The sequence below is a fragment of the Bordetella muralis genome, from assembly GCF_965139205.1.
Lineage (GTDB): Bacteria > Pseudomonadota > Gammaproteobacteria > Burkholderiales > Burkholderiaceae_B > Bordetella_A > Bordetella_A muralis.
Genome location: NZ_CBCSIU010000001.1, coordinates 865,618 through 885,992, shown reverse-complemented (window position 1 = coordinate 885,992; position 20,375 = coordinate 865,618). Strand labels below are relative to the sequence as shown.

The following is a 20,375-nucleotide window of genomic DNA, read 5'->3' as shown; positions in this document are numbered from 1 at the left end:
ACACGGGCGGGACGAGCGTAAAAAGCATCACACGGCGCTCGCCGCATGCTGTCCGCCTCACGGCAATAAGCCTTGCGGATTGGTCGGAAACAAAGCAGCAGGCGGGCGGATCTGCCCGGGAGGTACATTTTGGATGCCAAGTCGAAAAAAAATCGCCTCGAGAGGCGATTTTTTCAAAGACCGGAGTGGCGCTGCCTGCTACAGGTTGGGCTCGATGCGCCCTGAGGTTGGGCGTGTCTCGGTAGCGGCGGCTGGCGTCGTCAGGATGGCGGCCTGGGCGGGGGCCGGAGCCGGAGCCGCCGCAGGTGTGCTGCGAGCGGGTTGGGAGCGTGTCGCGGCAGCCGTCTGGCCATCAAGAATGTTGCCTTGCTCTCGGACCAAGTCGATTTTATCGATGCGGCCATGGCGCAACTCGATATGCGCCTGGCGCAAGTCGCCGAGCGTAAACGGCTCTTCGCGATTGCCCCAGACCCAGCGCAGAACATTGGTGACTTCGTCGCAGAGCTGCGAAGTCAAGGCGGACAGATCTCTCGGGGCGACCGGTTTGGCACGCGCGGCGTCAATGTCTGAGGTCACCCAGGCGCGTACTGCGAAAAATACAATCAGCGACCAGATGACCACGACACCCCACCATAGATAGGGGTTGACGCGCGTCAGGAGGTCGATCGCCTGCTGGCCAAAAGCCTGCAGGCCTTCAAAGCTCAGGCTGCGGCCGAAATCCAGCAACCACGAGGCGACTAATAGCCATATGATGGCGGCGATGACCAGCACCACCCCCCGGACTATGAGTCGAGGCAGCGCTAATTTCAGCAGCGTTTGGCCGATCAGTCGGCGATCTTGGCGTACGCGTTCGGGCGAGGCGGCATTCATCATGCAAAATATTGTACCTATGACTCGGCCCGCATTAGAACTTCGTACTGGTCAACATTTGACGTTGACCCCTCAACTGCAGCAATCTATCCGATTGTTGCAGCTTTCGACGCTGGACTTGCAGGCCGAAATCTCGCAGGCGCTGGCTGAGAACCCGATGCTGGAGCGCAGCGAAGAACAGGCGGAGGCCGAGCCAGACGCGCCGGCCGAACGCGAAACGTCGATGGACGACGAGTCATTACGCGATACGGAGCCCCGCACAGAGGAAATGCCCGGCTCGGGGGGCGTCTATCCCGATGACCGTTCCGACGGCCCGGATCGCGCATGCGTCGATACGTTACGTGAGCACTTACTTTCACAGTTGGGCCTGACCCGCGCGGGAACCCGTGATGCAGTATTGGTCGCGTTGCTGATTGATGAGCTGGATGAGAACGGTTATCTAGGGTCTTCGCTGGAGGAGATTCTCACGTGGATGCCCCTTGAGGCCGAGACGGACCTGGACGAGCTGAGGGCGGCGCTGACGTTACTGCAGTCATTCGACCCGCCCGGGATCGGTGCGAGGGATATGGCGGAATGTCTAGTGTTGCAATTACGCAACCCCGACGTGCAACATTTGCGCGAAGCCGCCGATCCGAAAGTGCTGGCCTGTGCACGTCGGCTATGTGCCGAGCATTTGCAGTTGTTGGCCACCGGCAATATGACGCGGCTGCGCGATGCCTTGCATTGCGATGAGGCGACGGCGCGCGCGGCGCAAACGCTGATTCGCAAACTGGACCCTCGCCCGGGCCGCGCCTGGACGGTGCCCGCGGCCGATTATGCGGTGCCGGACGTCATTGTGCGCAAGACCCGCCTGGGATGGCAGGTGGTGCTGAACACCGCGGCTGTCCCGCGTTTGCAGGTCAATGCACTGTACGCCCAATTGCTGGGCAATCAGCGTGAGGCCAGCCATGCGGGGCTGCATGCCCAGTTGCAGCAGGCGCGTTGGATGATCCGCAATGTGGAGCAGCGCTTTGACACCATCCTGCGTGTGGCGCAGGCCATCGTGGCGCATCAGACCGCTTTTTTCAGTGAGGGCCCCGCTGCCATGCGTCCGTTGATTCTGAAGGATATTGCTGCAGAGCTGGGATTGCACGAGTCCACCATTTCACGGGCGACGACGCAAAAATACATGTTGACGCCGTTCGGGACCTTGGAGCTGAAGCATTTCTTTGGAACGGGCGTGGCGACTGACGGTGGCGAGGTGGCCTCGGCCACGGCGGTACAAGCCGTGATCCGCCAAATGGTGGCCGACGAGGACCGCGGCAAGCCTTTATCCGATAGCCAATTGACAAAGCGCCTGGCCGATCAGGGCATCGTGATTGCCCGCCGCACGGTGGCCAAGTATCGCGAGGCCATGCGGATTGCCCCGGCCAGCCTGCGAAAGGCGCACGCGGCACGATAGATAGTTCGGGTGCTGCGGCGCTGTGCGTCTGTAGGGCGGTTTTTCTGCCAGAGTGAAATGGCGATAGTTTTGTCCCTATTTTTCAATGACTTGGAGGAAACGGATCGCCATTTGACCCGCTTGCTTTTGCGAGAATAAATCACGATAATTATTCTCATGTACATTTGCATATGTAATGCCGTCACTGAACGCCAAGTTCACGCCGCCGTCGATGCGGGCGCTACTACATTGTCCGATTTGCAGTTTGAATTGGGGGTAGCCTCGTGCTGTGGTTGCTGTGCAGAGATGGCTCAAGAATATCTGCCAGGTGGCCGCTGTTCCAGCGTGTGTCAGGGCAAGTCGATGGCTGTGGATCTCACGGCCTCTGCACCCATGGTCGACGCCCAGCCCGCTGCCAATAGTTTCCCGATCGCGCTGGTTGCAGCAGCCTGAGCCGGGGCATCGTTGCGCAGTCAGGCAGCGCGTGTATCGTGCCTGGTAGCGACGGCGCGCGGTCGCGTGCGTTGCAGTTCTCCAACATCACGCCTTGTCGAGATTTGAGTCGATTTGCCCCCGTACGGTGCTGATAATTCGACATTCGGCAGGCAATTTTCCCCGAGATTTTCCGTATTGGCCGGCCTCAATGGCAAGCCTGGCGTCACGCTATGTGCGGATAGTCCGAAACGCATACTCATTCTCATTGTGTTGTCGCTTTCAGATTGCGCTTGCAAAGCCATTTATCAAATGCAGCGCGGCTCTAGCCGTGACCCTGCCGGCGGTGTTAGCCTGCGATCGTTGCATACGCGATAAGGCGTACGCAGGGTCGCGGGCGCCGCGTCCCGGGATCGTAAGGAGTACACCATGAAAGGCGATAAAACCGTCATCCAGTTTCTGAACAAGCAACTGACCAATGAGCTGACGGCCATCAATCAATATTTCCTGCATGCCCGCATCTTGGGGCATTGGGGCCTGAAGAAGCTGGGCAAGCACGAGTACGAAGAATCGATTGGTGAGATGAAGCACGCCGATCGTTTGATCGAGCGTATCTTGATGTTGGACGGTCTGCCGAATTTGCAAGACCTGCACAAACTGCTGATCGGCGAAGACGTTCCCGAGTTGCTGGCCTGTGACCTGAAGGTCGAGCAAGGCGCGCAAGCCACGGTGAAAGAAGCCATCGCTTACTGTGAGTCAGTGCGTGATTACGTGTCCCGCGATCTGTTCCAGGCCATCCTGGACGATACCGAAGAACACATCGACTACCTGGAAACCCAGATCGAGTTGATCGACAAGGTCGGCCTGCAGAATTATCTGCAAAGCCAAATGGAAGTCGAAGGCTGATTGGTTGCAGGTGGCGTCGATGCGCTAACGCCCGCATTGCCGTTGTGTTGATGAGCCCGTACAGGCCTGCTGGTCTGTACGGGCTCAATGCATTTGAAGGTCAGCGGTGTATATCGCCGCTGCCTCATTGCCAATCAGTCTGTCAGTGGCCCCTATCGTTCAGGGTTTGACGATATGCCAGACGTCTTTGACGTTGTCGCCCGTCTTGTCGCCCGGGTTTTTGTCTTTCACGAACAGGTACAGGGGCTTTCCTTTGTAGGCCCATTGTTTGGAGCCATCGTCGCGGGTGATGATGCTCAGGTCGCCTTGCGCTTTCGCATCGGCGGCGGCCATCACCGGCGGCCATGCCTTGGCGCACTGGTCATAGCAGGCGCTCTTGCCGTTTGTGTCCTTGTCGAAGGTATAGAGCGTCATGCCGGCGTTGTCGACCAGCATGCCGTCCTGGGTCTTGACTGCCTGAGCGTGGGCGCCGACCGAAAACAGGGTGGCGCAGGAGACGAGCAGGGTTGCAGCGATTCGAGTGTGCATGGCGTGTCATCCAGTATGAGAAAAGGGGACTGCTTGCTATAGACGTCACTGATATCTACTTTATTCCACTTCCGATGAAAATAAGGATAAAAAAAGGCTACCTCGTTTGAGGCAGCCCTTTTTAGCGGAGGTGATACCAGTCGCCCGGTCGCCCGGCGGATGGTGCACCTGCCGTCCTGTGCCGGTGACCTATGCTCCGAGTCCTATTGACGTGCCGGACACTCGGCGATGGTGCCCCAGGCCCGATTCGGGCCACAGTACTTGTTGCGAGCGTTCCAGGAGCACGTGGGGCGTTGGAAGAAGCCCTCATTGGCGCATTGGGCCAGTTCTCGTTTCAGGGATTCCTGCCAGTTGCCCGCAGGAGCAGGCGTTGCTCCTCGAGGCGCGGCGCTTGGCGCAGTGTTCGCCGCGGTGATCGCATAACCGTCCTGATTGGCGGGCGGAGGCGTGGTGGTGGTGGGCGGCAAGGCCTGCAGATCCAGCGTGGTGACGTCAGAGGTGCCGGAAGGCAGCGGGACGTTGGATGCCGCTGCGAGGTGGCGGGCCTCGTCCATACTGATATTGTTACGCGAAATCTGAATCGACGGGTCCTTGGCCGTTTCGAACAAGGAAACCGTCGGTACGGCCCAGCTCTGGCCGTTGGGCTTGTCGGGCACGCCGAGGCTGCCGTCCACCCGAGGCTGGGGAGGCTGAGCGACATAGGGACGACCGTTGGCGTCCAGGATCGGCTCTTGAGACGCCAGGGCTTCCTGGCCCGGTGCGGCCGAGGCTTTGGGGGCGTGTGAAACCAGCCAATCACCCAGTTGGATTCCACCCCACGCCGCGACGCCCAGTGCCAGCAGAAGCGTCGCGAATAATACTCGCCAAGACATTGCTACCCTCATTTTTGCGGCGCCCTGTGCAGTTTACGCATGGCTGCCAAAAACCTGACCGCCGTGCTCACGCATGGCGTGGAATTTCACATCCGGATACAGGTCCTCAGCCACGCGCAGCTGCGCAGGCGAACCAATCAAAAAAGCCGCCGCATCAACGACATCATAGGCGATGTGCGCTGCGTTGGCATCCATGAACTTGCGCAGCGCGCGTGGGTTGTCCGACGTGATCCACCGAGCCATGGTGTAGCGCGACGGCAACATCCGGGCCTCGACACCGTATTCGGTCTTAAGGCGATGGGCGACGACCTCGAACTGCAGTTGACCGACTGCACCGAGCAGCAGCGTGCCGCCAGCCGCCTCGGGACGAAAGACTTGGATCGCGCCTTCTTCGCCCAACTGGGTCAGACCCACGCGCAACTGCTTGGTGCGTAAAGGATCTTTGACTTCCACGGCTTGAAAGAGTTCGGGCGCAAAGAACGGCAAGCCCGTAAAACGCAGGCTTTCGCCCTCGGTGAGCACATCACCCAGCTGCAATACGCCGTGGTTCGGAATACCGATGACGTCGCCGGCATAGGCCTCGTCGAGCAGCTCGCGGCGCTGAGACAGGAACGACACCACGTTATTGGGGCGCATTTCCTTGTTGGTGCGTGCGACTTTCAGGCGCATGCCCCGCTCAAAACGCCCCGAGCTGACGCGTACGAACGCCACGCGGTCACGGTGGGCGGGGTCCATGTTGGCCTGCACCTTGAACACGACGCCAGTGAATTTGGGCTCTTGAGGCTCGACCAGACGTTCCAGTGCCTGGCGTGCACCAGGCGCGGGGGCTTGTTCCACCAGCGCGTCCAGGACCTCTTGAACACCGAAGTTGTTGATGGCCGAGCCGAAAAATACCGGGGTCTGCTTGCCGGCCAGAAAGGCGTCGCGATCGAAGGCGGGAGCCGCCTCCTGGATGAGCTCGATTTCGCCGTTGGCCTGTTCGAAGGCCGAGCCGAAGCGTTTGGCGATTTCCGGGTTGGACAGGCCATTGATGATGTCGTCGTCGTCCGAGCGGCGTTCCTGGCCGGGACGGAAGACGCGCATGCGATCGCGGCGGATGTCGAATACCCCGCCAAAGGCCTTGCCCATGCCGACTGGCCAGGAGAACGGCACGGCGTCCATGCCCAGATGGCCCTCGATTTCGGAAAGCAGATCCAGGGGCTCGCGGACTTCGCGGTCCATCTTGTTGATGAACGTGATGATGGGGGTATTACGGGCACGGCATACCTGCAGCAACCGGATGGTTTGCGGCTCTACCCCGTTTGCGGCATCGATCACCATGAGCGCGGCGTCTACCGCCGTCAGCACCCGATAGGTGTCTTCGGAGAAGTCTTGGTGGCCGGGAGTGTCCAGCAGGTTGATGACGCAATCGCGGTATTCCATCTGCATCACGGACGATGCGACCGAAATCCCGCGCTGCTTTTCGATTTCCATCCAGTCCGACGAGGCGTGGCGCGAGGCCTTGCGCGCCTTGACGCTGCCGGCGATCTGAATCGCACCTGCGAACAGCAGGAGCTTTTCGGTCAGCGTGGTTTTGCCCGCGTCCGGGTGAGAGATGATGGCGAAGGTACGTCGCCGGGCGACTTCTTGGGAAATATTCATGGTTGATGCGATTTTACTGACGCGGATCGTACGCCGGTAACCGGCCCTGTTACATAGGCTTTGTTACGAGTGACGACGAAAAGTGGCCAGGAAGGCGCCCGCCAAGATGAACAGAGAGCCGAAGATGCGGTTCATCCAACGGATATGGCGGGCGCTGCGCAACAGGCGCAGCACCTTGGCGGCCAACAGGGTATAGACGCCCATGGCGACCAGGTCGGTGAATACCAGTGTGCCGGCCAGGGCCAGGTACTGGGGCGTCAGAGACGCTGCGGGGTTCACAAACTGGGGCACCACGGCCAGCAGGAAAACCGTGCCTTTGGGGTTCATCAGATTGACCAGGACGCCGCGCAGCACCAGATCGCGCACCGAAAAGTCGGCAGGGTTGCCGGCATCGACGGCGACGGGCGCCGCATCGGTACGAATCTGGCGTATGCCCAGATAGACCAGATAGGCCACCCCCAGGTATTTCACGATCGAGAATGCGAGCTCGGACGTGGCCAGTACCGCGCCCAGGCCCACCGCAACAATCACGAACTGCGCCATGATCCCGATGATCAAGCCCACCGTGTTCCAGTACCCGCGTTTAAAACCATACTTCAGGCCCGAGGTCATGGCCGAGATGGCGCCCGCGCCCGGCGAGAAGGAAATAGCCCATGAGGCCACAAAAAAGGTCAGCCAGGTCGAGAGCGTCATGATGGTTTACAGACAGAATGACACGGGTGAAAGGAACGAGGGATAGATATTACTTGCCCAACAACGCCGCGCGGGGAGCACCGGCAGAGCGATTGGCCCCTGCAGCGGGGCGACCAGCGCCTGCGGGACGGCCTGATGAACGGACGTTGCCCTCGGTGCTGCGGGGACCTTGCGATGACGGTCGGCTGTCTTGGCGATGGTTGCCGGCTGGGCGGTCGCCGCGGGCGGCGGCCGGTTGGCGCGGATTGCCTGCCTGACCTTGGCCCGCGGGGCGGCCTGCTCCCGCACCATGGCGAGGCGACTGCCCCGGGCGCGCTGCGCGGTGTTCCGCATTGTTGCCGCCATGGGACTCGCCGCTATTGCGCGCGGGACGAGACTCGCCATTGACGCTGCGAGCGTCGTTGGTGCGAGGGCTATTCGTACCGGCGCTGCGGCTGCCGCCCGGGCGTTGGCCGCCCTGACGGCGCGGCTGGCGCGAGTCTTCGTCGCGCTCTTGGCGCGCATAGGCTGCAGCGGTGCTGCCGGCGGACGGCGTCCAGCCTTCTACGGGCAGGCGCTCGATGGTTTTGCCGATGAGGCGTTCGATGCCTTTGAGCAGCTTGATTTCACTTTGGTCGACCAGCGAGACTGCCGCGCCTGTCGCCCCTGCCCGGCCCGTGCGGCCGATGCGGTGCACGTAGTCCTCGGGGACGTTGGGCAGTTCGAAGTTCACGACTTGCGGCAATTGATCGATATCCAGGCCGCGCGCGGCGATATCGGTGGCCACCAGGACGGCCACGTTGCCGTCTTTGAAGCCGGCCAGCGCGCGCGTGCGTGCCGCCTGGCTCTTGTTGCCGTGAATGGCGGCGGCGCTCAGGCCGTCTTTCACCAGTTTTTCGGCCAGCCGGTTCGCGCCGTGTTTGGTGCGCGTGAAGACCAGAACCTGATACCAGCCGCTTTCGCGGATGATGTGGCTGATGAGATCGCGTTTGTGGTGTTGTTCGACCACGTGCACGGTCTGCTTCACCAACTCGGTCGCGGTATTGCGCGGGGTGACGGAGACTTCGCCGGGATTGTTCAGTACGCCGCGGGCCAGGCCGCGGATCTCGTCCGAGAACGTTGCCGAGAACAGCAGGTTCTGGCGTTGCTTGGGTAGCAGTGCCAGGACTTTGCGGATGTCACGGATAAAGCCCATGTCCAGCATGCGGTCGGCTTCGTCCAGGACCAGAATCTCGACGCCGGACAGATCCACGGTTTTCTGGCCGCAGTGATCCAGCAGGCGGCCGGGCGTGGCCACCAGGATGTCCACGGGCTTTCTCAGCGCGCTGATTTGGGGATTGATGTTGACTCCGCCAAACATCACCATGGAGGTCAACGGCGTATGTTTGCCGTAGGTCTGCACGGATTCGGCGACCTGCGCGGTGAGTTCGCGCGTCGGGGTCAGAATCAGGCAGCGCGGTCGCCCTGGGCCTTTCAGGGCGGGTTTGTTTTGCATCAGCAGATGCAGGATGGGCAGCGTAAAGCCGGCGGTTTTGCCGGTGCCCGTCTGGGCAGCAGCGAGCAAATCGCCGCCTTTTAGTACCTGAGGAATGGCTTGCGCCTGAATCGGGGTGGGCGCGGTGTAGCCGGTTTCGGCAATGGCACGCAAAAGGGGATCGGCCAGCCCGAGGTCGGCAAAAGAAACAGTGGCAGTCAAAACAACTCCAGCAACAGCCAGTCGCTCTAGTTGAGAGACTCCAATCCAGGCGGTCGAGTGAGGAGATAAAGGAAAGGCCCGGCTCATGTCGGGCCTGGCGTGGCGGCCTAGCGCCAGCGAATGTGTGCTGATTGGCTAAGCACACGACGTGTATTGTAGCCCATGCCCGGGGGATTTCGCGTAACAAGAGATAGGGGGCGCGTTACATCGCGCGCTGGGCAAAGCAGGCTCAACCTGCTGTAATGTTCCTCTCTCTGTTGAAAGGATTGAGGATACGATGAACATTCCCCGTTGGCTGGGTCTTTCTTGGTTGGCGTTGATTGCCGCTTTGCTGTCGGGTTGCGGCTACAACAGCATTCAGGCGGCGGACGAGGAGGTCAGTGCCTCATGGTCCGAAGTGCTTAACCAATATCAACGGCGTGCGGACCTCGTGCCGCAGTTGGTGAAATCGGTCGATGCCTATATGACGCACGAGCGCGAGGTACTGACCCAGGTGACCGAGGCGCGCAGTAAAGTCGGCAGCTTGCAGATTTCTGCGGATCAACTGGACGACCCTGCTGCGCTGGAGCGTTTTCAACAGGCACAGGGTCAGTTGACGTCTGCATTGTCGCGCCTGATCGCGGTGTCGGAAAATTATCCGCAACTCAAGGCGGATGGCTTGTTTCGCGATCTGATGACGCAGCTCGAGGGCACGGAAAACCGCATTTCGGTTGCGCGCGGCCGGTATGTGAAATCGGTGCAGGCGTATAACGTGCTGGTGCGCCAGTTCCCTGCCGTGATTACCGCCAAGGTGTTCGGCTATGCGCCCAAGGCCAATTTCAGCGTGGAGAACGAGGCATCCATTTCGCAGGCGCCGAACATTCAATTCAGCAATCAGGCTCCGTCTTCTGCCCCGGCAACGACTGCGCCTGCTCCGGCTCAGTAAGCGGGTGATGGTAAATCGGGTGTTGTCGCGTATGGTCTGGCGCAAAGGTGAATCCTGGCTCCCCCGGGGGCTGACACTGGTGTTGTCCGGCATGCTGATTGGCATGCCGGTGAGTGCGCAGCTCGCGCCGGCCGCACAGCATGATGCTGTGCCTCCTGTCATACGGACGATTCCGCCGGTTTCGCCGGCAGCGCCTGGTACGGGAACGGTCCCCGCTGTTCCCCTGGCGCCCGCGCCAGAGACCCCGGCGTCGNCGCCGTCGAGGGCGCCGACGGCCTTGCCAGCCGATGGCTCGACAGCGGATGCTCCCGTCGGCGTGCCGACATTGCAGGCGCGTGTCACAGATCTGACGGGCACGCTGGATACGGCACGTCGCCAAGGGCTGGAGCAGCGCCTGGCCGCATTGGAGCAACGCAAGGGTGCGCAGGTCGCCGTGTTGATTGTGCCGACGACGGCGCCGGACACGATCGAGCAATATGCCACGCGTGTGTTCGATGCCTGGAAACTGGGGCGCAAGGGCACAGACGATGGCGTGCTGCTGATCATGGCCAAGAATGACCGCACATTGCGTATCGAAGTCGGCTATGGCTTGGAAGGCGCCATTCCAGATGCGATTGCGGGCCGCATTATTCGCGAACAGATCGTGCCGAGGTTGCAGGCGGGTGATTATGCCGGGGGTATCGAGGCCGGCGTCGCGGCGATCGAGAAATTGGTCGATGGCGAGGCGTTGCCTGCTCCGTCCGCAAATCCCGACGAGTCCATGTTCAGCGGGTTCGGTGTATCGGAGCTGGACTTGGCGTTTGTGATCGGAATGATCGTCTTGTTCCTGGCAGGATCCACCCTGGTAGCAGGACTGGGAGCGGCAGTCGCCTCATGGTTCTTTTTTGGCACGTGGTGGGCTGCCGCCGCGGGCGGTGTGGCGGGCCTGTTGCTGAGCGGTGTGTTGGGGGTGTTGGGGGTCAAACGCCTATTTCGGGAATGGCTCGGCCGGGGTGGCGGTGGTGGNGGNGGCGGTTTTGGTGGTGGNTTTGGCGGTGGCCGNGGGGGCCGCGGNGGGTNCGGNGGCGGAGGCGGATTTCGCGGAGGCTTCGGGGGCGGCGGTGGCCGCAGCGGAGGCGGCGGCGCGTCAGGGCGTTGGTAGTGCTGCTGCGTGAGGGGCGCTCTGTTGGGTTCTTAAGACGTCCCGGGTGCGTGCCGGCAGGAATGCAGTGTGGGAAGCGATCACGTTAGGCGGTGGTTGCTTCTATTTCCAGTGATTCCCGGGACATGGCTTGTAGTTGCGGCATCAGGTTCAATAGATGGCGGGAATATTCGTGCTGCGGGGTCTTGAATAGCGTTTCGGTGTCTGCGACCTCTAGCAGTTCTCCGTGACGCATGACGCCGACACGGTCGCACATCTGGCGGATGACGGGCAGGTCGTGACTGATGAACAGCATGGTCAGGCCCAGTTGTTCCTGCAGGTCTTTGAGCAGGTTCAGGATCTGCGCCTGGATGGATACGTCCAACGCTGACGTCGGCTCGTCGCAGATCAGAAAGCGGGGCCGTGTCGCCAACGCGCGCGCAATGCATATACGTTGGCGTTGCCCACCGGAAAACTCGTGCGGATAGCGTGGGGCCGCACTGGCGCCCAGTCCGACGACATCGAGCAGGTCGGACACAATGCTGCGGGTCTGGGCTTCGTTATCGGCCAATTTGTGAAATCGGATTGGCTCTGCAACGATGTCGAGTACGCGCATGCGTGGATTGAGAGACGAAAACGGATCCTGGAACACCATCTGGATCTGGCGTCGAAAAGCGTTCATGCGTTTTTCGTCTTTCAGTGTCGTGAGATTGGTGCCGTTGAAAATCACGGATCCGCCGCTGGGGGTATACAGTCCGCTGATCAGGCGCGCGACGGTCGACTTGCCTGAGCCCGATTCACCGACCAAGCCAAACACCTCGCCCTGTGCAATCGAAAAATTCACTTGTTTGACCGCATCCAGCGTGCGCCGATTGCGCGCCAGAAAGGCACTCTTGAGGACAAAGCGCATGCCGATGTCTTGCACCTGGACCAGCGGCCCATCGACGTGTTCGCCAAAGTCGCGGCGCTGGCCTAACCAGTGCGTGGCGATGTCCATTGGCTTGACTGGTGTTCTGACGTCCTCGATGTAGGTCACCAAGGGGAAGCGCCGCAGTTTGATATCGGGGCGTGGGACGGCTGAAATCAGGCTGCGTGTGTAGGGATGGTCGGGGTTGCCCAGGATTTTGGCAGTGGGGCCTTGTTCGACCAGCTTGCCGCGATAGAGCACCGCAACACGATCGGTGATGTCTGCGATCACACCCATGTCGTGCGTGATGATGATCATGCCGACCTGTTTTTCTTTACATAGCTTGCGCAGCAGATCGAGGATCTGGGCTTGAATCGATACGTCCAGCGCCGTGGTGGGCTCGTCGGCGATGATGATCTCGGGTTCGCAGCACAGGGCCAGCGCAATCACCACGCGTTGACGCATTCCTCCCGAGAATTGATGCGGATATTGTTTGACGCGCAGTTCTGGCTGATCAATGCCGACTTGCCTGAGCAGATCAACCGCACGTTGCTGTGCCTGGGCCTGGCTCAAGTCCAGATGCACCAGCATGGTTTCGACCAACTGGCTTTCTACGGTTTGCAGCGGGTCCAGCGATGTCAGCGGATCTTGAAAGATCATGCCGATGCGGCGCCCGCGCACTTTGCGTTTGTCGGATTCGGACAAGGTATCGATGCGCTGTCCATCCAGATGCACCTCGCCACCAGCGAGGCGCCCTGGATATTCCAACAAGCCGATCACGGCGTTGCCGATGGTGGATTTCCCCGCCCCGGACTCCCCGACCACACCGAGAATTTCGCCTCGATCCAACGAGAGCGATACGCCATCGACGGCGACCAGGGTGCCGCGTCGGCTGGCGAATTCTATGCGCATACGGGCGATATCAAGTAATGCCATGACAGTCCTTTAGCGCAATTTGGGATTGAGTGCGTCGCGTAGCCAATCGCCCAGCAAATTGACCGACAACACTAATGCGACGAGGGCAATGCCCGGGAAAATCGATATCCACCACATCCCGGAAAACAGATAACTGTTGCCGATGCGAATCAACGTGCCCAGCGATGGTGCGGTGGGTGGAACGCCCACGCCCAGGAATGACAGCGTGGCCTCGGTAATGATGGCAATGGCCAGGTGGATGGTCGCGATGACCAGCACCGGGCCCATGACATTGGGCAAGATATGCCGGCGCAAAATCGTCAACGGACCGATGCCTATCAGTTTGGCAGCCTGCACGTATTCCTTGTTGCGCTCGACCATGGTCGAGCCGCGCACCGTGCGTGCGTATTGCACCCAGCCCGAGATGCCGATGGCAAAGATCAACACATACAACGCCAATTGATCATGCATGTCGCGCGGCAACAGGCCGCGTGCCACGCCGTCGATCAATAGCGCAATCAAAATCGCGGGAAACGAGAGTTGTACGTCGGCGATACGCATGATGATGCTATCGACACGGCCGCCCACGTAACCGCTGATCAAGCCCAGCGAGACGCCCAGCACCATGGAAAACAGCACGGACGCAAAACCGACAAACAGGGATACGCGAGAGCCATACAGGATCGCTGACAAAATATCGCGGCCCTGATCATCGGTACCCAGTAGAAAGTCGGTCGTGCCGTCAGGATTCCACGCGGGCGGCGTGTTGGCATCCATGATATTCAACGATGCCAGATCGAAAGGATTGTGTGGCGCGATGAAAGGTGCGCATAGCGCACCGATCACGATGATCAGTGTGATGACGGCAGAAATGACGGCGCTGGGTGTACGTTTGAAGCTATACCAAAGGTCGCTGTCGGCCGCGCGTGCAAACAATGGGGCCAGGCGGGCAATCATGAGTGCTCCTTCACTTGCTTTGCACGCGCAGGCGCGGGTCGACGACGACATACAGAATGTCGACAATGAGATTGATCAGCACAAAAAAGAACGCAGTCAATACCAAGTAGGCTGCCATCACCGGAATATCGACCGTGCTGATGGCCTGAATGAACAGCAGCCCCATGCCGGGCCACTGGAAGACGGTTTCCGTAATGATGGCAAAGGCAATGATTGAGCCCAGCTGCAGGCCCGTGATGGTGATGACGGGAACCAGCGTGTTTTTTAATGCATGGCGGAAATTGATCAAGCGCTGCGGCAGGCCGCGCGCGCGGGCGAATTTGATGAAGTCCGCACGCAGGATCTCCAGCATCTCGGCGCGCACCAGACGCATGATCAGCGTCATTTGGAACAATGCCAGCGTGATCGCCGGCAGGATCAGTGCAGCCAGACCCGACGGCGTGAGCAGACCCGTCGTCCAGCCGCCGATCGCGATGACCTCGCCGCGGCCGAAGCTGGGCAGCCAACGCAACTGCACACTGAATACCAGAATGAGCAAAATGCCGATCAGAAAGGTCGGCAAGGAAATGCCCGCTAGCGATAAGGCCATGAAAGCCCGGGACAGTACGCCGTGGCGACGCAGCGCGGTGTAGATGCCCATGGGAATGCCAAAGGCCAAGGCCATCAACGCAGAGACAAAAGACAGTTCCAATGTGGCAGGCAGTCGCTGCTCGATGAGGTCGCTGACAGGCTGGCGCTGCCGATACGAGATGCCGAAATTTCCCTGCACAGCATTGCTCACAAAGCGCGCATACTGTACGACGAACGGATCGTTGAGTCCTAAACTCTCGCGCAGCTCGGCGCGTTGAGCCTCGGTGGTGTCTTGCCCTACCATGCTGACGATTGGGTCGCCAACATAGCGGAACATGGCAAATGCAATGAGCGCGACGGTCAGCATGACCAGGACCGATTGCAGCAGGCGTCGCCCGATAAAAGCCAGCATGAGCGGATTCCGTGAGGGGAAAATCAGATACGCGCGATGTGACGGATCGTGCGTATCGTGTTTTCGTGTGCGGCGTATCGCGCAGCAGGGACCGAGCCTGCCGCGCGAGACATGAATTCAGCGTGTCCCGCGCTGCGCGACGATGCGAGATGACCAGCGAGTCTTATCCTGCAAGTCTGCTCATCCTCGCGCAGCGGTTCGTCAAGGCATGACGACGTTGCGTAGATCCAATACGTCGTCGGCGCGCTGTACGACCTGGAGCGAGTCTTTGATGCCCCATGACATGGGTTGCTGATGTAAAGGCAGGTAGCCGTAGTCTTTGCGCACGATCTCAAAGGCTTCTTTGATCATGGCGTTGCGCTTGGCCTGATCGGTTTCTACACCGATCTTGTTGGTAAGCTCGTCGACTTTCGGATTGCAATAACCCCCCAGATTGAATTGCCCCGCCGCTGTCTTGCTGTCTCGGCACGATGCCAGGTTCAACAGCACGTTGTGGGCATCGGTCGAGCTTGGTGTCCAGCCGAGCATATACATGCTGGTGTCGTTGCCGGCCTGCAGCAGGATCTTGCCGAAATACTTGGACTTGGTTTGCGCAAGCAGATTGATCTTGATGCCGATGCGCGCCAGCATGCCGGCGACAGCCTGGCAGATTTTCTCGTCGTTGACGTAGCGATCGTTGGGGCAGTCCAGCGTGACGGTAAAGCCATCGGGATAGCCGGCATCGGCCAGCAGTTTCTTGGCGCGGGCGGGATCGGGTTTGTAGGGTTCGCCGTAGGAGGCATCGTAGCCGTTGACCGAGGTCGCGACTAACGAGCCCAAGGGTTTGGCGGCGCCGCGCATGATCTTCTGGTTGATGGCGTTGATGTCTACTGCCAGCACAACCGCCTCGCGCACGCGGGCGTCCTTGAAGGGGTTTTTCCCCTTGATGTTCGAGTACAGCAGTTCGTCGCGGTGTTGATCCATCCCGATGAACACGGTACGGGCCTCGGGTTCGGTCAGGGGCTTCACGCCGGGGGCGTCTTCCAGGCGTTTCCAATCCTGTACCGGCACGGGTTGCACGATGTCCATCTCGCCCGATATCAATGCCGCGACCCGTGTGGCTTCTTGAGTGATCGGTTGGAACACGACTTCGTCGATATTGGTCTTGATGTCTTTATTCCAATAGCCGTCAAAGCGTTTAAGCGTGGTTTTTACATCGGGCTGGCGCTCTACCAGGACAAATGGTCCCGTGCCATTGGCATGCAGGTTGGCATAGTTGCCCTGATTGTCGCCTTTGACGTTTGTGGCCTCGGTGGTCTTGTTTTTCTCCGACCATGATTTGCTCATGATGTAGAGAAAGGTCCATTCCCGCGGCAAAATCGGGTTCGGCGTGGGCGTGATGACCTCGATGGTGTGGTCATCGATTTTCTTGACCTCGGAAGCTTTGGCGCCATAGCCCTTCATGTCCGAGCCCGGCGTCATGCTGCGTTTCCACGAGAAAATCACATCGTCTGCGGTAAAGGGGGAGCCGTCATGAAATTTGACGCCTTTGCGCAGCTTGAACACCCATTTCGTCGGTTCGGTGTTTTCCCAGCTCTCTGCCAATAGCGGGACCAGCTTCATCTCGCCGTCGTAACCGGCGAGCGTTTCGTAGATGTTGCCTTGAAAGCCCAGTGTGAAGGTTTCATTCAACGCCATGGGATCCATGGAGGTGGCATCGCCTTGGTAGGCCCAATGCAGGGTCTTGGCGTGCGCGGTGCCCGCGACTGTCGCGGCGCAAATGGCTAGCGCCAACGCCGAACGCTTGATGAGAGGAGTGATACGCATAGCCCTTTGTGCTCCGTGTAATGCGCGGATTGCGCGACAGAAGTAACAGGGCCCCCGCCCCAATGGTATGTACAGGCCGGGGGCTCGGCGTATTGCTTACAACGATGCGAGGTCTCGTATGAGGCGACGCACGACGACGTGCGCATGAAGGCGCGCAGCGGCGGCGTTGATCACTGCATAGGACTTCGAATTCACGATAGACCTGACCTCGGGTGATTCGGTTGCTCGGCGTGGGATAAGTGCTGCCAAGGTACGTCGAATCTTATAGAGGCAGTGATTTAAGCGTCAACTGTTTTGGCTTGGGGTTAGTACTCGGTTGCGGGTAGTGAAAAACCCGGGTGTGACGGTGTGGATCACCGGCCGAGGGTGTCTTGGCCGTGCGGCGGAAAGCGCCGATACCGTCTGGCTCAGGATGCGCTGTCCTGCGTGGCCAACACGCGAGACAGGTCGGCGACGGCGCGTTTGCGGCGCTCGTCGTCGTCGTGGCCCTTGTTTAGTGCGGACCACTCGGGCCGGCTGCGGGCTTCTTTCAAGATATCGGGCAGGCGACCCGAACGCCACGTCTGGTCGGCGGGCCGATCCAGGTGTACCGGGTCGCGCGCGGCGTGGCCGCGACGTTCCAAGGCGCGAATCAATTGACGTTGTCGCAATGCCAATAAACGCAGTACCGCATCGTCGACGGTGATTTCACGATAGCCGCGCAGTTTGCCCATCAGCCGCCCGCCAAAGCGTTCGACGCCCTGCCAGAGGCCTCCTGCGGCGGCGCCAATCAGCATGCCGGTACCCAGGCTCAGGCCCGCGCTGAGCATATCGACGGCGGCGCCCGCCATGGCGCCAGCGGCCATGCCTGTGCCCAATTGAATCCCCATGTCTTTCAACGCCTGTGGATGAAACAAATCCATGCCCCAACGTGCATCCGTCAACGGCAGATCATCGTCGGCGTAGTCGTGGCGATGAAAGTTGTAAAGCGCGAGCAAGGCATCGACACAGGCCTGTTCGCGGCGGCGGACATGTTCGCGCAACGTCGCAGCGTGCGTGCGTAGCGCCTCGTCATCGGCCGGGCTGGCCATCCGTAGCGCGGCCACGTCTATCAGCAGGTCTGCCGCCAATTGCCACGCCGCCTGGCGGCGTTCGTCACGCTGGCGCGCCAGTGCATCGGAGAGAAGATGCAGCGTGGCGGCATGGCGGTCCAGCAAGACGGCCAATTTGCCATACAACTGCCGCTCGCCGTCCAGGGGCGGTGCGATCGTGTCGAACTCCAGTGCCGCATGCAAACCCAGACGCGCCATGGCGTCTCGCCATTCATCGGCGCGGTGCGCAGGTGCGTTGACGAAATTCAGCACCGGCAACAAGGGCCGGCCGCACGCCGCGAGCAAGGCCAATTCGTCTCGATGCTTGCTCAGCACGGGATCGCGCGCGTCGATCACGTACAAGGCCGCGTCGCAGTCCAGCATCTTGGTCAGTACGCGAGCTTCTTGTTCGTAGCGTCGATGCGCTTCGGGGGAATCCAGAAAACGGCGGATACGCGCAGGCCCATCGCGGCGACTATCCGGGTCGTCCAGTCTTTCCAGATATTCGAGCAAGGCGATGCTGTCTTCCATGCCTGGCGTGTCAAACCATTCCAGGGCAGGTTTGCCGTCCAATTGCAGACGCGCGCCTTCGACATGGCGCGTGGTGCCTGGACCGTCGGCCACGTCGCCGAAGTCACTGTTGCGCGTGAGCGTACGCAGCAAGGAGGTCTTGCCGGTATTGGTGTGTCCGACGACCGCGATTTTCAGCATCGGATCAGTCATCGCCAGTCTCCAGCCAGCGTAGCGGTTGATCGGAATTCTGCACAATGGCCGCCGGTGCCATGCCTGCTTCCGTGAGACGTTCGCGCCACGTTTGCGTGCGATGCGATGTCGACGACGGCTCGTCGTTTGTGTATAACCAGACGCGCGTTTGAGCGGCTTTATCGGTCAATGATGCGATCAAGCCCAGCGTGCCGCGATCAGGGGTTTGCCGCGCGTCGCAGGCGATCAGCAGACGCGGAGTGTGGCTTTGCGCCAGCGCGTCTTGCAAGCGATTGCGTTGTTCGCGCGAGTCCAGGTTGCCCGCGTTGTATATGCCGGCGGGGAGATCGCCCGGTGGCCAGGGGATATCGGAGGGCAGCTCCAGGCTGACCAGCAGGGGGTGGGTGCCCAATGCCTCCAGCGCGCCGGATTCGATGGTGCGCCCGGCGCCGATCTGCGGTTGATGTAGGGGATCCACGGGACGATCGATGCCGCTGGACTGTACTGCCGGCAACAACCGGTCGCGCAGCGTGGCGTAGCCCGGCAATGCGGGATCGATGTGTATGCGTCGTTGAGCGCGGATCGTCTGCATCAGGCAGAGCAGCCAAGCGATCAATCGGGGCAATACGCCATACACCACGATCACGCCGATGAGCCAGACGGACCATTGCGCCTGCGCCGTCGCAGGCAGGACCTGACTGTTGTCGCTGGCTCGCACGATATCGTCGGCCGGGACGGCAAACCCCAGTTGTGCCGGTAACCAGCCGAGCGCGCGCGTCAGGAAAACGAAGGTGTCCGGTTGCAATAGCGTCGTTGCCCAGACAAAACGATAGCTGGCGGTGGAGAGCATGATCAACAAGGTAATCAATGCCGCTGCCAAGCCCGCCAGCCAGAGTGTGTGGCTGATGGTGCCGAACAACCCGCGCAGGGCGCCCGCCCGCGCCTGCAGATTCATCAAGGCCTGGGGCACGAGCGCGGCATCCGGACCGCGCGCGAATTTGCGGGTGGCCCATAGCCATATGCGCCCCAGTCCCGTCGTGTGAGCGGGGCGCAGCAGGAACGAAAGCAGCCACAGCAAAAACGTCAACGCATGCAGGCCGAGCAGCGCGCCGACCGCCCACAGCACGTTTACCGGACGTGTCCCGTCGCCCAGTGCGCCCGCGGCCGAGCCTATCCCCGCCACGACGGCAATCAACAGCAATAGCAGCAAGCTGATGATCGCGCCTTGGCGCCAGCGCCCTATCAACTGGTCCAGTCCTTCGCGCCGGCCGAGCCATTGGGCTCGCACCAAAATCCGGTCTTCGAGGGCACCCGGTCCATTACGCGCCTGGCGTACGGCGTCGGCGTCTTCGAGCGGGCCCCAGTGTTCTTCGCGCAGGCGTATGGTCTCGGCCAGCCAGTGGGCTTGCCATGGCGGGTTGTCCTGGGGGGCCGTCGTGATGGCGGCGCGCGAAGTCATTAACGAGCGTTGGGAGCGTCGGTCGTGTCTGCTGTGCCAAACCAGTTTTGCAGCTTGACGCTGGCCTGTTGTTTGACGTCGTCGTTGATGTAGAACGCCACGGTCGCGAGCGCCGCCGTCATGACGCTCAGGTCATCGGTGTAACCCACCAGAGGCGCCAAGTCCGGAATGGCGTCCAGCGGCAGCACGAAATAACCCAGCGCGCCATAAATGACGCGGCGTGCCCACTTGGGCGTGTCGGGGCTCTTGACGGCGTAATACAGCCAAAGCGCTTTTTCCAGGGCCTGCTTGCCTGCCGCCGACGCATGGCGTGTCGCCTTGCGCCAGAAGCGCTGGTCGGAGTAGGCCTTTTCGTAGGTAGGGTTCGCAGTCGACATAGTGCAGTGGGCACGAGGCCCAGCGTTGATCAGGTGATGCCCCATTGTAGACCCCGAGCCGGGATTTCAGTGGCCCCCTCAGCGTTGTGAAATTCGGACAGAAAGGAGGTTGTTAAAA

General features: G+C 60.7%; 17 protein-coding genes and 1 pseudogene. 5 read left to right on the top strand and 13 right to left on the bottom strand.

What is annotated here, in order from left to right:
* Positions 1-198: 198 nt before the first annotated feature.
* The gene (locus tag ACNA0I_RS04095) at positions 199-873 is read right to left on the bottom strand and encodes a hypothetical protein (protein WP_415804762.1); all 675 of its coding nucleotides are present in this window, start codon (positions 871-873) and stop codon (positions 199-201) included.
* Positions 874-889: 16 nt separating this feature from the next.
* Here ACNA0I_RS04095 and rpoN point away from each other — a divergent pair, with 16 nt between their 5' ends.
* From rpoN to bfr, 3 genes are all read left to right on the top strand, one after another.
* Positions 890-2,311: an RNA polymerase factor sigma-54 gene (gene rpoN, locus ACNA0I_RS04090; protein WP_460478296.1), complete on the top strand. Its 1,422-nt coding sequence runs from the start codon at positions 890-892 to the stop codon at positions 2,309-2,311.
* 156 nt (positions 2,312-2,467) lie between these two features.
* On the top strand, positions 2,468-2,743 hold the full coding sequence (locus ACNA0I_RS04085) for a (2Fe-2S)-binding protein (RefSeq protein WP_094824053.1): 276 nt from the start codon (positions 2,468-2,470) through the stop codon (positions 2,741-2,743).
* A 408-nt stretch (positions 2,744-3,151) separates the two neighbouring features.
* Complete coding sequence (gene bfr / locus ACNA0I_RS04080) at positions 3,152-3,628, top strand: bacterioferritin (RefSeq protein WP_094824054.1); 477 nt, start codon at positions 3,152-3,154, stop codon at positions 3,626-3,628.
* A 159-nt stretch (positions 3,629-3,787) separates the two neighbouring features.
* Here bfr and ACNA0I_RS04075 read toward each other — a convergent pair whose 3' ends face one another.
* The 5 genes from ACNA0I_RS04075 to ACNA0I_RS04055 form a co-directional block, all read right to left on the bottom strand.
* Positions 3,788-4,156: a COG4315 family predicted lipoprotein gene (locus ACNA0I_RS04075; RefSeq protein WP_415804760.1), complete on the bottom strand. Its 369-nt coding sequence runs from the start codon at positions 4,154-4,156 to the stop codon at positions 3,788-3,790.
* A 203-nt stretch (positions 4,157-4,359) separates the two neighbouring features.
* On the bottom strand, positions 4,360-5,040 hold the full coding sequence (locus tag ACNA0I_RS04070; RefSeq protein WP_415804759.1) for a hypothetical protein: 681 nt from the start codon (positions 5,038-5,040) through the stop codon (positions 4,360-4,362).
* A gap of 21 nt (positions 5,041-5,061) precedes the next feature.
* Positions 5,062-6,669, bottom strand: coding sequence for a peptide chain release factor 3 (locus ACNA0I_RS04065; RefSeq protein WP_415804758.1), 1,608 nt, complete (start codon positions 6,667-6,669; stop codon positions 5,062-5,064).
* A 63-nt stretch (positions 6,670-6,732) separates the two neighbouring features.
* The gene (locus ACNA0I_RS04060; RefSeq protein ID WP_415804757.1) at positions 6,733-7,362 is read right to left on the bottom strand and encodes a LysE family transporter; all 630 of its coding nucleotides are present in this window, start codon (positions 7,360-7,362) and stop codon (positions 6,733-6,735) included.
* A 49-nt stretch (positions 7,363-7,411) separates the two neighbouring features.
* Positions 7,412-9,037, bottom strand: a complete 1,626-nt coding sequence (locus tag ACNA0I_RS04055; protein WP_415804756.1) for a DEAD/DEAH box helicase — start codon at positions 9,035-9,037, stop codon at positions 7,412-7,414.
* A gap of 277 nt (positions 9,038-9,314) precedes the next feature.
* On the opposite strand from ACNA0I_RS04055, the gene ACNA0I_RS04050 reads away from it, so the two are divergent.
* Both ACNA0I_RS04050 and ACNA0I_RS04045 read left to right on the top strand, forming a co-directional pair.
* Positions 9,315-9,962, top strand: a complete 648-nt coding sequence (locus tag ACNA0I_RS04050; RefSeq protein WP_415804755.1) for a LemA family protein — start codon at positions 9,315-9,317, stop codon at positions 9,960-9,962.
* 316 nt (positions 9,963-10,278) lie between these two features.
* A pseudogene (locus ACNA0I_RS04045) lies at positions 10,279-10,967 on the top strand (TPM domain-containing protein); the annotation flags it as partial.
* Between the two features lie 221 nt (positions 10,968-11,188).
* On the opposite strand, the gene ACNA0I_RS04040 reads toward ACNA0I_RS04045, so the two are convergent.
* The 7 genes from ACNA0I_RS04040 to ACNA0I_RS04010 all read right to left on the bottom strand — a co-directional run bounded on the left by ACNA0I_RS04040 (position 11,189) and on the right by ACNA0I_RS04010 (position 20,257).
* Positions 11,189-12,925 (bottom strand): dipeptide ABC transporter ATP-binding protein, encoded by a 1,737-nt coding sequence (locus tag ACNA0I_RS04040; protein WP_415804754.1) that lies wholly within the window; start codon positions 12,923-12,925, stop codon positions 11,189-11,191.
* 9 nt (positions 12,926-12,934) lie between these two features.
* On the bottom strand, positions 12,935-13,861 hold the full coding sequence (locus tag ACNA0I_RS04035; protein ID WP_415804753.1) for an ABC transporter permease: 927 nt from the start codon (positions 13,859-13,861) through the stop codon (positions 12,935-12,937).
* A gap of 10 nt (positions 13,862-13,871) precedes the next feature.
* Positions 13,872-14,843 (bottom strand): ABC transporter permease, encoded by a 972-nt coding sequence (locus tag ACNA0I_RS04030; protein WP_415804752.1) that lies wholly within the window; start codon positions 14,841-14,843, stop codon positions 13,872-13,874.
* A 201-nt stretch (positions 14,844-15,044) separates the two neighbouring features.
* Positions 15,045-16,649 carry an ABC transporter substrate-binding protein gene (locus ACNA0I_RS04025; RefSeq protein WP_415804751.1) on the bottom strand — a complete coding sequence of 535 codons (1,605 nt, stop codon included), beginning with the start codon at positions 16,647-16,649 and terminating at the stop codon, positions 15,045-15,047.
* Positions 16,650-17,056: 407 nt separating this feature from the next.
* Positions 17,057-18,442: a GTPase/DUF3482 domain-containing protein gene (locus tag ACNA0I_RS04020; RefSeq protein ID WP_415804750.1), complete on the bottom strand. Its 1,386-nt coding sequence runs from the start codon at positions 18,440-18,442 to the stop codon at positions 17,057-17,059.
* The gene (locus tag ACNA0I_RS04015) at positions 18,435-19,880 is read right to left on the bottom strand and encodes a DUF2868 domain-containing protein (RefSeq protein WP_415804749.1); all 1,446 of its coding nucleotides are present in this window, start codon (positions 19,878-19,880) and stop codon (positions 18,435-18,437) included. Before ACNA0I_RS04015 ends, ACNA0I_RS04020 begins: the two co-directional genes overlap by 8 nt.
* Positions 19,880-20,257 (bottom strand): YkvA family protein, encoded by a 378-nt coding sequence (locus tag ACNA0I_RS04010; RefSeq protein WP_415804748.1) that lies wholly within the window; start codon positions 20,255-20,257, stop codon positions 19,880-19,882. The genes ACNA0I_RS04015 and ACNA0I_RS04010 overlap by 1 nt, the downstream gene beginning before the upstream one ends.
* Between the last annotated feature and the right edge of the window lie 118 nt (positions 20,258-20,375).